This window comes from Desulfobacca acetoxidans DSM 11109 (genome assembly GCF_000195295.1).
Taxonomy (GTDB): domain Bacteria; phylum Desulfobacterota; class Desulfobaccia; order Desulfobaccales; family Desulfobaccaceae; genus Desulfobacca; species Desulfobacca acetoxidans.
The window spans coordinates 2,758,623-2,770,873 of sequence record NC_015388.1 but is presented as its reverse complement, the minus strand read 5'-3'; the positions used below and the strand labels follow the sequence as shown (position 1 = coordinate 2,770,873).

Below are 12,251 nucleotides of genomic sequence, written 5' to 3'. Positions count from 1 at the left end.
CCTCATGTTCTCGAGAACACAACAAAATATAAATTGTCATGTTCTAGTGGTCACAACGAAATACGAAAACAGCACCGTGGTAGCTGCTCACAATAATGCTTTTTCTGCTCACCGCTCACCGCCTACTGCTCACTGTTTTCATATAGATGATTGGTGGCATAGGCCACCTGGCCTGTGCATGGGCATGCCGGCTGGAAAGCCTGCACCACCAAATTTCATACGAGAAGATACCTCCACGCATCGAGTTGCCAGACCGCATTAATCAAAATCGAACAGGTCTTCTAAAAATCCCCGTTTTTTGCGGCTTTTTTGATGTCCATGGGGCTGATCAGGCTGTTGATATTGCTGCTGCTGGTACTGCGGCTGTTGTTGATAGTGCTGCTGGTACTGCGGTTGGCGTTCCCCGTGGTGATGTTGGTATCCCCGCGGCTCCTGGTATCCTGGTGAGGGCGGCGGGGAGGTGCTGTAGGAACGTTCGATGAGCTTATCCAATTCACCACGATCCAACCATACCCCTCGGCATTGGGGGCAATAATCGATTTCGATCCCTTGTCTTTCGGTAATGCGAAGTTCCACATTGCAAAGAGGGCATTTCATAGACTTACCTCATCGTGTGACATGATTATGCAACGAACCGACCCCTTCCACCCGGATTTCGATATGGTCTCCGGGCTGCATGGGCCCCACCCCGGACGGGGTGCCGGTGGCGATGACGTCTCCCGGCAGGAGCGTCATGATATGCGAGATGAAGCTTATCAGGGCGGCGACCCCGAAGACCAGATTTTGGGTAGTGCTGTGCTGGCGACGTTCTCCATTGAGGATGGCCTCCACCACCAGGTTGTCGGGATCAGCGATATCGGTTTCGATCCAGGGTCCCAAGGGACAAAAGGTATCAAAGCTCTTAGAGCGGGTAAACTGGCCGTCTTTTTTTTGCAGGTCCCGGGCGGTGACGTCGTTGACGCAGGTGTAGCCCAGGATATAGTTTTTGGCCTTGGCTTCGCTTACCTTTGAGACAGGGCGACCGATGACCACACCTAATTCCGCTTCATAATCAACGCGGCAGGATTGGGGCGGATAAACAATCGGGGTACTCGGTCCGATGACCGCAGTCGAGGGTTTCAGGAAGATCAACGGCTCGGTCGGTAGTGCCATCCGCATTTCGGCCGCATGATCCCGGTAGTTGAGTCCCAAGGCAATGATCTTGCTCGGTTCGCACGGCGCCAGCAACTGCACCTCAGAGAGAGAAAAACAGTACTTGAGCAGAGCAAAATCACCCACTGGCGGCCCGGTAAGGGGAAAGACCACGTCGTCATCTAAGACGCCGTAGTGGCTCCGTCCCTGATAAGCAAAGCGGATCAACCGCATATATCATTCTCTCTGGTAAAGACTGGGCCGACCTGGAGTTCGGCGCTACCGCTTATTGCATTAAAGGTCGGCTTATTGCATCGAAGGTCGGCGTTGCCATGCATCAGGTCATACATCGCAATACTTCAGTTATCTGAGGGAATAATAGATCAAGGGATGGTGGGCAGTGCCCCCCATCCAGCATTACAGCACAAACGGGCCCCTCCCCTAGGGGCGAATCTTGAATTCGCCCGAAACAACTGAAAAAGTTGCCATACATCTATTTCAATCCCAGGACGTCCTGCATATCATAGAACCCGAAGGGCTGCCCGACGATCCATTGGGCCGCCCGGACCGCACCGCGGGCGAAGTTGTCGCGGTTGTGAGCCCGGTGGATGATCTCCAGCCGTTCGCCGATACCGCCGAAGATGACAGTGTGTTCGCCGACAATATCGCCGGCCCGGACGGTCTGAATGCCGATTTCAGCGTCGGTCCGCTGGCCGATCATGCCCTTGCGTTCATAGACGCCGACTTTATCCAGGTCACGCTCCAAGGCCGCCGCGATGACCTGGGCCAGCTTCATGGCGGTGCCGCTGGGGGCGTCTTTTTTCAAACGATGATGAGCCTCAACGATCTCCACATCATAGCCGGAGCTGAGGACTTGCGCGATATCCGCCGCCACCTTGAACATCAGGTTGACGCCGACGCTCATATTGGGAGCTAGCACCACCCGGGCGCTTTTTGACAGATTTCTGATTTCCTCTAGTTGGGCGGCAGAGAAGCCGGTAGTGCCGATGACCATGGCCTTCCCCGCTGGAGCGGCCTGCCTGAGGTGTTTTAGGGAGACCTCCGGATGGGTAAAATCGATGATCACCTCGCCTTCGGGCAGGACTTCTGCCAGGCTGCCAGCTATCTTGAGCTTATTGTCCGGTAAGCCTACGGCCTCTCCCACCGTCTGGCCGACGGCGGGATGTCCGGGTTTTTCAAAGGCTGCAGCCAGGACAATGCCCTCAGCCCCGGCCAACATGTGGATAATGCGGCCGCCCATGCGACCGCCGGCTCCCCCAACAATTGCTTTGATCATGTTTTCACCTAAAGCGCCGCACCGGCTGGAAGCCGGTGCCACCAGATTTTGTCATGCCACCAGATTTTGTCATGGCATCAATTTTGTCATGATATTAGATCAGCCCGTAATTTACCATGACCTGCCGCAGTCTTTCCTCATTGGCGGGGGACATATTGCATAGCGGCAGCCTCACCTCGCCGCTGATCCTGCCCATCAGCTTCAGGGCGGTCTTGGCGGGTACGGGGTTGGTCTCGAAAAACATAGCCTCCATCAAAGGCCACATTTTGTAATGCAAGCTCCGGGCCGTGCCGAGGTTCCCAGACAGGAAGGCATTGCACATCCCGGCCATATCGTCAGGAACGACATTCGAGATGACTGAGATGACGCCCCTGCCGCCGAGGCACATGAGGGGGAGGGCGGTGAAATCGTCCCCCGAGAGCACAATAAAATTTTCCGGGCAGAGTCTGATTACCCGGGCACCCTGATTCAAGTCGCCGGTAGCCTCTTTAATACCGATGATGTTCGGCAGCTTTGCCAGCCGGGCTACGGTCTCGGGCAGCAGATTGAGGCTGGTGCGTCCCGGCACGTTATAGACGATGATCGGGATGTGCGTGGCTTCGGCAATGGCTTTATAGTGTTGGTACAGTCCTTCTTGAGTCGGTTTATTGTAGTAAGGAGTAATCATCAGGGCGGCGTCTGCTCCCGCTGACTGGGCGTGTTTGGTAAGCTCCACCGCTTCGGCGGTGTTGTTGGAACCGGTGCCGGCGATGACCGGAACCCGTTTTTTCACCTGCTCAATACAGATTTCTACCACACGCTTGTGCTCGTGGTGGGAGAGGGTGGCGGATTCCCCGGTGGTGCCGCAGGGTACGATGCCATGAGTACCGCCGGCAATCTGGAACTCAATGAGTTCCCGATAGGTCTCTTCATCCAACTGGCCATCCTTAAACGGCGTCACGATGGCGACAATAGCTCCTTGGATCATACTTTCTCCTCCTTACTACAATTCATCGCGCCATAATTCACCCTGGAAGACTACCGCAGCGCCGCCTTCCAGAAATACTGACCGAAAAATATCCCCTGCAGCATCAAAATAAATCTTTAAGGTTTCACCGCTGGCAGGGTGGACAACGACTGGTGAGGCCATACCCCACAGGCGGGAGGCGATCAGGGCCGCGGCCACGGAGCCGGTGCCGCAGGCCAGAGTCTCGGCTTCAACGCCCCGTTCATATGTTCTCACCTGTAATTCCCGGAAGCCTGAACGTCGGATAAAATTGACGTTGGTGCCGGCCGGTTCGAATAGACTATGAAACCGTATGGCCCGGCCTACTTCCGTCACCGGAGCGGCCTCAAGATCGGCAAGCGGCAGGACTACATGGGGGACACCGGTGTTGATGAAATGGCCGGTCCAGGTCTTGGCCGACAGCGGAATTTCCAGGCCAAGCCTGAGACCGTGGGGCGGACTTAATTCGAGTTTCACCCGTCGGTCCAGGACTTCGGCATGGATGACCCCGGCCAGGGTTTCGAATGCCATCTTTTCCCCGGCAATGCCATGCAAATAGGCGAAGCGGGCGGCGCAGCGGCCACCGTTGCCACACATCTCGGCCTCAGAGCCGTCGGCGTTAAAAAAGCGCCACCGGAAATCGACCGTTGCCGACGACTCAAGAAAAATCAGCCCATCGGCCCCTACCCCAAATTTAGGGGCGCAGACTTTTCGGGCAAAACCGGCGCGCTCGCCATCGCTGATGAAAGATCGGCGGTGGTCGATGAGAACAAAATCGTTGCCGCTGCCCTGCATTTTCCAGAAGGGAATACGGTTCATAAAAGGATATTAACCATCACAGAGTCTTCCCAGATTAACCGCCGGTTAGACATATCGGTATTTCTTCACCCCGAATCAGATCTTCGTAGGTTTCTCGTTGTCTGATAACATAAAACTCATTTTTGTGCACCAAAATTTCCGGGACCCGGGGGCGGGAATTGTAATTCGAACTCATGGTGAAGCCATAAGCCCCGGCGCTCATCACCGCCACCAGCTCGCCCGGATCAAATGCCGGCATCAGCCGGTCTTTGGCCAAAAAGTCGCCTGACTCGCAGATAGGACCGACCAATGAGGCGGTTACTTCCCGCCGGTCTTTCTCCACTACCGGCTGTATGCCGTGATAGGAGCCGTAGAGGCTGGGGCGGGCCAGATCGTTCATCGCCGCATCCGCGATGATAAAGTATTTGGCTTCGGTCTGTTTGGTAAATAAAACCTTGGTGACGAGAATACCGGCGTTTCCGACCAGCACCCGACCGGGTTCCAGGATCAGGGTGCAGTCCAGGCCTTGCAATTCCTGAATGATGCTGCGGCCGTATTCCACCGGATGCGGGGGCGTCTCTTCGTTATACTGAATACCCAGGCCGCCGCCGATATCCAGATAGCGGATCTGGATATCCTCGCGCCGCAGTCGAGCGATGAGTTCCTTCAAACGACCCAGGGTTTCGATGAAGGGAGAGAGCTGAGTCAACTGTGAGCCGATGTGACAGGCCACCCCTACGATCTCCAGGTGCGGTAATTGCTTGGCGATTAAATATTCTGCCACCGACCGATCGATATCGATGCCAAACTTATTCTGCTTCAGACCGGTGGAGATATACGGGTGGGTCTGAGGGTCCACATCCGGATTGACCCTTAAGGCAATGCGGGCCCGCCTGCCCATCTGACCGGCGGCCTGATTGAGGACCTGCAGTTCCTGGGGCGATTCGATGTTGAACATGAGGATGCCCTGTTCCAGGGCATACCTGATCTCATCCGGCCGCTTGCCGACACCGGAATACACCACCTTGCCTGGAGCCACCCCGGCCCTGAGGGCCCGGAAGAGCTCCCCTCCGGAGACGATATCCACGCCGCCCCCCTGATTAATGAAAATCCGCAAGATGGCGAGATTGGAGTTGGACTTGACGGCAAAACAGACCAGATGGGGGGTTTCACCAAAGGCCCGGTCAAAGACCTGGAAATGGTGTTGCAGCGTGGCATGGCTGTACAGATAAAATGGAGTGCCCACCTTAGCGGCGATAGCGGCGACGGCCACGCCTTCACAATACAACTGACCGTTGGAGTAATGGAAATGGTGCATCGCTCTCGACCTGTAAAGGAGTATCCGGTTTGCGGTTTCAAGGAAAAGAAGATATCACAGTATAGGCTATTTCGAAACTCCCAAATGTACGAGATTGTCATCCTGAGCCGAGCGATGAATCCCGTATTTTTAAAAACATCAGATTATTCACGTTGCTCAAGGTTACAAAAAAACCGTTTTTAACAGTCTCTAATATAACCTGCTAATACCGATATACTTGGCTGAACTAGCGCGTTGCCTCCACCACCTCAGAGGGTTGGCTCGGGTTGGCGCGGCGGGAGTTATCGACCGCGATCACATAGTAATAATAGCTTACACCTTTAGTTGTCTGTTGGTCTATAAAATAGGGTTTAGTGAGCAACTGCGTATTGAGCAGCCGGAACTGCGGTTCCGCCAGGGAGCGGCGGTAGAGGCGATAACCGGCCAGGTCGGGTTCCGGGCTGGCCTCCCAGCGCAACTCCAGGCCCTTCATGGTGGGCGCCGCCACCAGGTTGAGCACCGGCGCCGGGGGAGTCAGATCCTCGGGTTTAGCCGTTTGTATGGCAGAATCGAGGCTTTCCAGGGTATCTGAGCGGATAGGGCGCACTGCCCGCACCAGGTAGCGATAGTCGATATCGTTAAGAACTGCAATATCCTGAAACCTTGGCTCTCCCAACGGCTCGGGGTTGGCGGCGACAAAACTCTCCCCTGGGGCCTGCCGGTAGACGTTGTAGCTCACCGGACCTGATAAAGGACGGCCGTTGGCCAGAAGGTTTACCGGCGTCCAGGTGAGCAGCACCTGTCGATCCCCGGCTTGCGCTTTTAAACCTCCCGGCGTTTGGGGAAGGATGTCCCACTCACGCGAGACAGTAGGCGATTCCAGGCCAAGTTTGCCGTTCGGGTCGTAACCCACGATCTGATAAAAATAGCGATAACCCGGTTCCAGCATCTCATCCCGGTATCGCACCTGCTCTCCCTGAACCTCCCCTGCCTGGGGAAAGGCCAGATCAATATCCGCCAGCCTGGTCAACTCCGGCGGACACGCGGCAGTAGAATCCAGGCGGTCCTGACTGCGCAGAATCCGAAAACCTTGGATATCGGTGAGCGGCTGGCCTTCGATATTCACCCTGGGGAACAGCCATTGCAGGCTTAATCCCTGACCATCCTGAACTACCGTAAAATTGCGCACCGCTCCGGGAACCAGGGAATCCGGCGGTATGGGATTCATTTTTTTGCCGCAGCCGCAGGCTATTAAGGCCCCGAGAAAAATAATCAGGCTTATCCGAAAAAAGAGATCAATCAGTTTCATAGAATAATATGTGATGGCACAACCCCTCCGGGTGTATTGCCATTATCAGTATTTCATAAAAATACATTAGCTTACGCCATTTCAGGAAGTCAGTCCCAATTCCTGCTCCACCGCGGCCAAGGCCTCCGCCACCCGCCCGGCGGCAGTACCACCGGGGGAGCACCGCCGGTTGACGGACTGCTCAATCTGCAGCCACCCAAAAAGGTCGGCTTCTGCCAATGGTGCGAACTGCTTGATTTCCTCCAGAGTCAAATCTGCCAGCTCTTTGCCCTGGGTCTCGGCGAAGCGCACCGTCTGTCCTACCTGCGCGTGGGCGGTGCGGAACGGCACGCCCTGGGTGACCAGATAGTCCGCCATATCAGTAGCCGTCAGGAATCCCCCCTGCAAGGCGGCGGCGATTTTTTCCTTTTTTAAAGCGAGATTGTCAAGCACCCCGGCCATGAGGCGGACGCACGGCAATACCGTATCCACGGTGTCAAAAAGTGGTTCTTTGTCTTCCTGCAGGTCCCGGTTATACGCCAGAGGCAGGCCTTTCAAGGTTACCAGGAGGCCGGTGAGATGGCCGATAACCCGACCGCTTTTACCTCGGATCAACTCCGCCACATCCGGGTTCTTCTTTTGAGGCATGATAGATGAGCCGGTGCAGAAGGCATCGGCAATTTCAATAAAGGCGAATTCCGCCGAGGACCACAGGATCAATTCCTCCGCCAGGCGGCTCAGATGCACCATAATCAGACTGGCGGCGGCGGCGAACTCCACGATAAAATCCCGGTCGCTGACGGCATCCAGACTGTTGTTTAAGATGGCCGGGAAATCCAGCAGTTCTGCGGTATAGGGCGGGTCGATCGGGAAGGTGGAACCGGCCAGCGCCGCCGCCCCGAGCGGGCAGACATTGAACCGTACCAGACAGTCCCGCAGCCGCCCCTGATCACGCCGCCACATCTCATCATAGGCCAACAGGTGGTGGCTGAAGAGCACCGGCTGGGCCCGCTGCAGGTGAGTATAGCCCGGCAGGATGACGCTGAAATAACGCCGGGCCAGCCGCACCCCGGCCCGCCGCAGGTCCTGCAGGGCCTCTATCAGGACGCCGACCTGATCCCGTAGAAACAGCCGGATATCCAAGGCTATCTGATCGTTGCGGCTCCGGGCGGTATGCAGTTTGCGGCCGGCCTCCCCGATAATCGCCGTCAGGCGCCGCTCTACGGCCATGTGGATGTCTTCATCGCCAGGGTCGAAAAGGAACGTCCCGGCGTCGATCTCACCCTGCACCGTCTGGAGCCCGTTTACGATGGCCTCAGCCTCCGCGGCGGTCAGAATCCCCTGCCGGGCCAACATGCGGGCATGGGCCATGGACCCGGCGATATCATAGCGATACAGGCGCCGATCAAAGTGCAGGGAACAGGTGAATTCCTCCACCAGCTTGGCGGTGCCACCGCCGAATCGCCCGCCCCAGGGTTTTTCTTTGTTGTTGCTGTGCATGGTTTTCCGTAAAAACTCTTATTATAGGGCGTGCCGTGCACGCCAATTTTTTTTCGGCGACCGCGGGCCGTCCTATGACTTGATCATTCACGGCCGACATGATCGGGGATATGTATTGATTCCCCCCAATTCGGTGGGTATAATCCTTCCTCTATCAATCGATGTAGGCTGGTCCATTGCCAATCTCGGGGGGTTTCAACATACCCGTGCTTTACCGGATTATAATGGATATAATTCATATGGTTTTCAAAATCCTGTTCGTCATTAATTACATGGGCCCAAAACCGGCTTTGCCAAAAAGGAGGATTTCTTTTCTTGCCATCTCTGAAACCCTGAGTAAATCGGCGTTTGATTATGCTCCATTGGCGAGAATAATTTGTATCCGAATGATCCAATCGCCATATACAATGTAAATGATCGGGCAATACAACCAAGGCCTCAATGGAAAAAGGATATTGGTTTTGGCATTCGTGCATCGCAATTCTAAGAAGATGAATTGTGTTATCGGTTATGAGAATTGGCCTTCTTTTATAGGTAACAACTGTAAAGAACCAAAGGGTACCAGAATAGAATCTGCGATAATTTGGCATTTTGCTATGAGTGCTCTTAGATAAGAAGCTTTTCATAGGGCGTGCCGTGCACGCCGTTTTTTAAGCGGCGGCCGCGGGCCGCCCTATGGTATATTTTGTTTTATTCTGGAAGTGACAAAGAGCCTATAGTCCCTTTCCGACCTATTATTTCGATTCTGGCACGGCAAACTGGACGCCTCGCATCGGGGCGTAGTCAAGTAGGTAAGAAGCTTTTCATAGGGCGAGCCGAGCACGCCGTTTTTAAGCGGCGGCCGCGGGCCGCCCTATGGTATATTTTGTTTTATTCTGGAAGTGACAAAGAGCCTATAGTCCCTTTCCGACCTATTATTTCGATTCTGGCACGGCAAACTGGACGCCTCGCATCGGGGCGTAGTCAAGTAAGTAAGAAGCTTTTCATAGGGCGAGCCGAGCACGCCGTTTTTAAGCGGCGGCCGCGGGCCGCCCTATGGTGTAATTTGTTTTATTCTGGAAGTGACAAAGAGCCTATAGTCCCTTTCCGACCTATTATTTCGATTCTGGCACGGCAAACTGGACGCCTCGCATCGGGGCGTAGTCAAGTAAGTAAGAAGCTTTTCATAGGGCGAGCCGAGCACGCCGTTTTTTAAGCGGCGGCCGCGGGCCGCCCTATGGTGTAATTTGTTTTATTCTGGAAGTGACAAAGAGCCTATAGTCCCTTTCCGACCTATTATTTCGATTCTGGCACGGCAAACTGGACGCCTCGCATCGGGGCGTAGTCAAGTAAGTAAGAAGCTTTTCATAGGGCGTGCCGTGCACGCCAATTTTTTTTCGGCGGCCGCGGGCCGTCCTATGACTGTCATTTCAAATCCGGTACGGCCGACCGCACGCCTCGCATTGAGCCGTGGAGAGGGCCGCATCGTCGGGCAGTTTCTGGTAATGCCCGCAATGCCGACAGCGCACCACCGGATGATAGGCAATCCAGCCCTGGTCTTTCCAGAAACGCAAGGTGCCGTATTTGCGGTAGTATATCACCATGGGGCAGCCCAAGCTCACCCCCAGTAACACCACCGTGGCCGCGATGAAAACCTGCCACGAGATGAATGCCCCCAACCCCATACCCAGGACCAATACGATTCCCAAACGCCAGGATGTATCCCACAGCTCCCGGTCGGCATAGGTCCACGGCAACCGCACCCCGATCCAGGCGTTGGGCCCCGGATGCCAGCACAACATCAAAATACTCAGGCCGCACAACACGGCTCCCACGATAAAGAGCGGCAGGGGAGGAATCATGCATCCATCTTTCTGATGATTATGATCAACGTTCCTTAACGCTCTCCCAACTTGGCCCGGATCTTCAGGCGCAGGGCATTGAGGCGGATGAAGCCGGTAGCGTCGGCCTGCTGGTAGTCGCCTCCGGCCTCGAAGGTCACGAGATCGGGGCGGTAGAGTGACTTCGGAGCCTTGCGGCCCACTACGGTAACATTTCCCTTGTATAATTGCAAGCGGGCCGTGCCCGTCACCGGTTTCTGGGCCTCGTCAATGAGGGCTTGGAGGGCGGTGCGCTCCGGCGCAAACCAATAGCCGTAATAGACCAGTTCGGCGTAGCGGGGGATGAGGCTGTCCCGCAGATGCATGACCTCCCGGTCCAGGGTGAGGGACTCCACGGCGTGGTGTGCCGCCCGCAGGATCGTGCCGCCCGGGGTCTCATAGACGCCGCGGGATTTCAGGCCCACATAGCGATTTTCGACCAGGTCCACCCGGCCGATGCCGTGCTCGCCGCCTACCTTGTTCAGGTGGTCGATGATCTGGAACGGACTCATTTTCTTGTCGTCCACCGCCACCGGGTCCCCGGACGCAAAGTCAATCTCGAGGTACTGGGGGGTATTGGGGGCCTCCTGGGGGGATTGGGTGAGCACAAACATATCCGCCGGGGGTTCGGCCCAGGGGTCTTCCAAAATGCCCCCCTCAAAGCTAATGTGCAATAAATTGCGGTCGCTGGAATAGGGCTTCTCTTGAGTCACCGGCACCGGAATGCCGTGCTTTTCGGCGTAGGCGACGCAGTCGGCCCGGCCCTGCAGACCCCATTCCCGCCAGGGGGCGATGATCTTCAGCTCCGGGGCCAGGGCCATGTAGGTCAGTTCAAAACGCACCTGGTCGTTGCCCTTGCCGGTGGCCCCATGGCTCACCGCGTCGGCCCCGGTCTTTTTGGCCACCTCCACCTGGGCCTTGGCAATGAGGGGCCGGGCGATGGAGGTGCCCAGCAGATAGGCTCCTTCATAGAGGGCATTGGCCCGGAACATGGGAAAGATGAAATCTCGGGCAAACTCTTCCTTCAAATCCAGGATATGTACTTCCGCGGCGCCGGTGGCCTTGGCCTTCACCGCCACCTCGGACAACTCATCCCCCTGCCCCAAATCGGCGGCATAGGCCACCACCGGGCATTGGTAGGTCTCCATGAGCCACTTGAGGATGACCGAGGTATCGAGGCCGCCGGAGTAGGCCAGGACGATTTTATTTAGTTCATTCATAGTGACCTTCTCCAGAATCAATGTCCTTTTATCTTTCTTGTTATAATACCTATTCCAAGTCCAAGTAATAAATAACCTATAAAAATATTAAAAATGATTACTAATTGCGCTTCCCATCTTATTGGAAAAATATCACCATAACCTAATGTGGATATTGTCACAATTGAAAAATAAACAGGTGATATAATGTTATGCCATTTGCTTTGTCCATTGATTATAATATATTTATATCGATAAAGATATTCATAAAGAAAAGAAAATAACAATATAAAAAGCAACACAATACAATACCATCTTTGAAAACTAGTTCCAAAAATGCTTGATAATTTCCATATTTTTAAGGAAAAACAAGAAACTTTTTTTGATGTAAGTAATTTTATTTTAGTTTCTTGTTCTTCAATATACATCTTCTCTGACAATTCAGAATTTCCGATGTCAAAATAACAATTTTTTGATTGAGCAAAAGATCTTACGGCAAGTTCTATGTTTTTGCTATCTTGACAATCTTTTAATACAGAACCTGCATTAGCGTATGCTCTTGCAGCTTGATTAATATAATTTGTGATTTTTAATATATGGCCTGCATAATGGAAATACTTTCCTGACTCTTCTTTATCTATTTCTTTATTAAATTTTGCAACAGCAAGAGAATAGAAGCCAGCCTTGACATGTTCTTCAGGACTTGATGCAAGTCTATTATTCTCAATGAATTTTTTTACATCGCTTTCCTTAGAATTTTTACATAATTTGAAAGCTTCTTCAAAAAATGCTTTTGCCTTGGGGTCAGAAATATCATTATTATATAAATTCATTTTTGGTAATCTTTTTCTTTCATCATTCATAAATTTATGCTACTGAAAATTGAATAGTTCTTTC

12 protein-coding genes are annotated in these 12,251 nt (G+C 53.9%); all 12 read right to left on the bottom strand.

What is annotated here, in order from left to right; all coding sequences use genetic code 11:
• Window positions 1-258: 258 nt before the first annotated feature.
• The 12 genes from DESAC_RS12410 to DESAC_RS12355 all read right to left on the bottom strand — a co-directional run bounded on the left by DESAC_RS12410 (window position 259) and on the right by DESAC_RS12355 (window position 12,217).
• Window positions 259-597 carry a TFIIB-type zinc ribbon-containing protein gene (locus tag DESAC_RS12410; RefSeq protein ID WP_013707422.1) on the bottom strand — a complete coding sequence of 113 codons (339 nt, stop codon included), beginning with the start codon at window positions 595-597 and terminating at the stop codon, window positions 259-261.
• A gap of 9 nt (window positions 598-606) precedes the next feature.
• The gene (locus DESAC_RS12405) at window positions 607-1,365 is read right to left on the bottom strand and encodes a fumarylacetoacetate hydrolase family protein (protein WP_013707421.1); all 759 of its coding nucleotides are present in this window, start codon (window positions 1,363-1,365) and stop codon (window positions 607-609) included.
• A gap of 259 nt (window positions 1,366-1,624) precedes the next feature.
• Window positions 1,625-2,428, bottom strand: a complete 804-nt coding sequence (dapB, locus tag DESAC_RS12400) for a 4-hydroxy-tetrahydrodipicolinate reductase (protein ID WP_013707420.1) — start codon at window positions 2,426-2,428, stop codon at window positions 1,625-1,627.
• Between the two features lie 94 nt (window positions 2,429-2,522).
• Window positions 2,523-3,395 (bottom strand): 4-hydroxy-tetrahydrodipicolinate synthase, encoded by an 873-nt coding sequence (dapA, locus tag DESAC_RS12395; RefSeq protein WP_013707419.1) that lies wholly within the window; start codon window positions 3,393-3,395, stop codon window positions 2,523-2,525.
• 15 nt (window positions 3,396-3,410) lie between these two features.
• Window positions 3,411-4,232: a diaminopimelate epimerase gene (dapF, locus tag DESAC_RS12390; protein WP_013707418.1), complete on the bottom strand. Its 822-nt coding sequence runs from the start codon at window positions 4,230-4,232 to the stop codon at window positions 3,411-3,413.
• 34 nt (window positions 4,233-4,266) lie between these two features.
• Entirely contained in the window at window positions 4,267-5,529 is a 1,263-nt protein-coding gene (lysA, locus tag DESAC_RS12385; protein ID WP_013707417.1) for a diaminopimelate decarboxylase, read from the bottom strand.
• A 226-nt stretch (window positions 5,530-5,755) separates the two neighbouring features.
• Window positions 5,756-6,817 (bottom strand): fibronectin type III domain-containing protein, encoded by a 1,062-nt coding sequence (locus DESAC_RS12380; protein ID WP_013707416.1) that lies wholly within the window; start codon window positions 6,815-6,817, stop codon window positions 5,756-5,758.
• Window positions 6,818-6,898: 81 nt separating this feature from the next.
• Window positions 6,899-8,296, bottom strand: a complete 1,398-nt coding sequence (gene argH, locus DESAC_RS12375; protein ID WP_013707415.1) for an argininosuccinate lyase — start codon at window positions 8,294-8,296, stop codon at window positions 6,899-6,901.
• Window positions 8,297-8,379: 83 nt separating this feature from the next.
• Window positions 8,380-8,886 carry an REP-associated tyrosine transposase gene (locus DESAC_RS17040; RefSeq protein ID WP_013707414.1) on the bottom strand — a complete coding sequence of 169 codons (507 nt, stop codon included), beginning with the start codon at window positions 8,884-8,886 and terminating at the stop codon, window positions 8,380-8,382.
• 819 nt (window positions 8,887-9,705) lie between these two features.
• Entirely contained in the window at window positions 9,706-10,137 is a 432-nt protein-coding gene (locus DESAC_RS12365; protein ID WP_013707413.1) for an SdpI family protein, read from the bottom strand.
• Window positions 10,138-10,172: 35 nt separating this feature from the next.
• Window positions 10,173-11,375, bottom strand: a complete 1,203-nt coding sequence (locus tag DESAC_RS12360; RefSeq protein WP_013707412.1) for an argininosuccinate synthase — start codon at window positions 11,373-11,375, stop codon at window positions 10,173-10,175.
• A gap of 17 nt (window positions 11,376-11,392) precedes the next feature.
• Window positions 11,393-12,217 carry a potassium channel family protein gene (locus tag DESAC_RS12355; RefSeq protein ID WP_083800291.1) on the bottom strand — a complete coding sequence of 275 codons (825 nt, stop codon included), beginning with the start codon at window positions 12,215-12,217 and terminating at the stop codon, window positions 11,393-11,395.
• Between the last annotated feature and the right edge of the window lie 34 nt (window positions 12,218-12,251).

Bases quoted from the DNA above. Each gene is read 5' to 3' on its own strand.
- dapB (WP_013707420.1), bottom strand. From the start codon at position 2,428: ATGATCAAAGCAATTGTTGGGGGAGCCGGCGGTCGCATGGGCGGCCGC.
- dapF (WP_013707418.1), bottom strand. From the start codon at position 4,232: ATGAACCGTATTCCCTTCTGGAAAATGCAGGGCAGCGGCAACGATTTT.
- dapA (WP_013707419.1), bottom strand. From the start codon at position 3,395: ATGATCCAAGGAGCTATTGTCGCCATCGTGACGCCGTTTAAGGATGGC.
- DESAC_RS12405 (WP_013707421.1), bottom strand. From the start codon at position 1,365: ATGCGGTTGATCCGCTTTGCTTATCAGGGACGGAGCCACTACGGCGTC.
- lysA (WP_013707417.1), bottom strand. From the start codon at position 5,529: ATGCACCATTTCCATTACTCCAACGGTCAGTTGTATTGTGAAGGCGTG.
- DESAC_RS12365 (WP_013707413.1), bottom strand. From the start codon at position 10,137: ATGATTCCTCCCCTGCCGCTCTTTATCGTGGGAGCCGTGTTGTGCGGC.
- DESAC_RS12380 (WP_013707416.1), bottom strand. From the start codon at position 6,817: ATGAAACTGATTGATCTCTTTTTTCGGATAAGCCTGATTATTTTTCTC.
- DESAC_RS17040 (WP_013707414.1), bottom strand. From the start codon at position 8,886: ATGCCAAATTATCGCAGATTCTATTCTGGTACCCTTTGGTTCTTTACA.
- DESAC_RS12355 (WP_083800291.1), bottom strand. From the start codon at position 12,217: ATGAATGATGAAAGAAAAAGATTACCAAAAATGAATTTATATAATAAT.
- DESAC_RS12410 (WP_013707422.1), bottom strand. From the start codon at position 597: ATGAAATGCCCTCTTTGCAATGTGGAACTTCGCATTACCGAAAGACAA.
- argH (WP_013707415.1), bottom strand. From the start codon at position 8,296: ATGCACAGCAACAACAAAGAAAAACCCTGGGGCGGGCGATTCGGCGGT.
- DESAC_RS12360 (WP_013707412.1), bottom strand. From the start codon at position 11,375: ATGAATGAACTAAATAAAATCGTCCTGGCCTACTCCGGCGGCCTCGAT.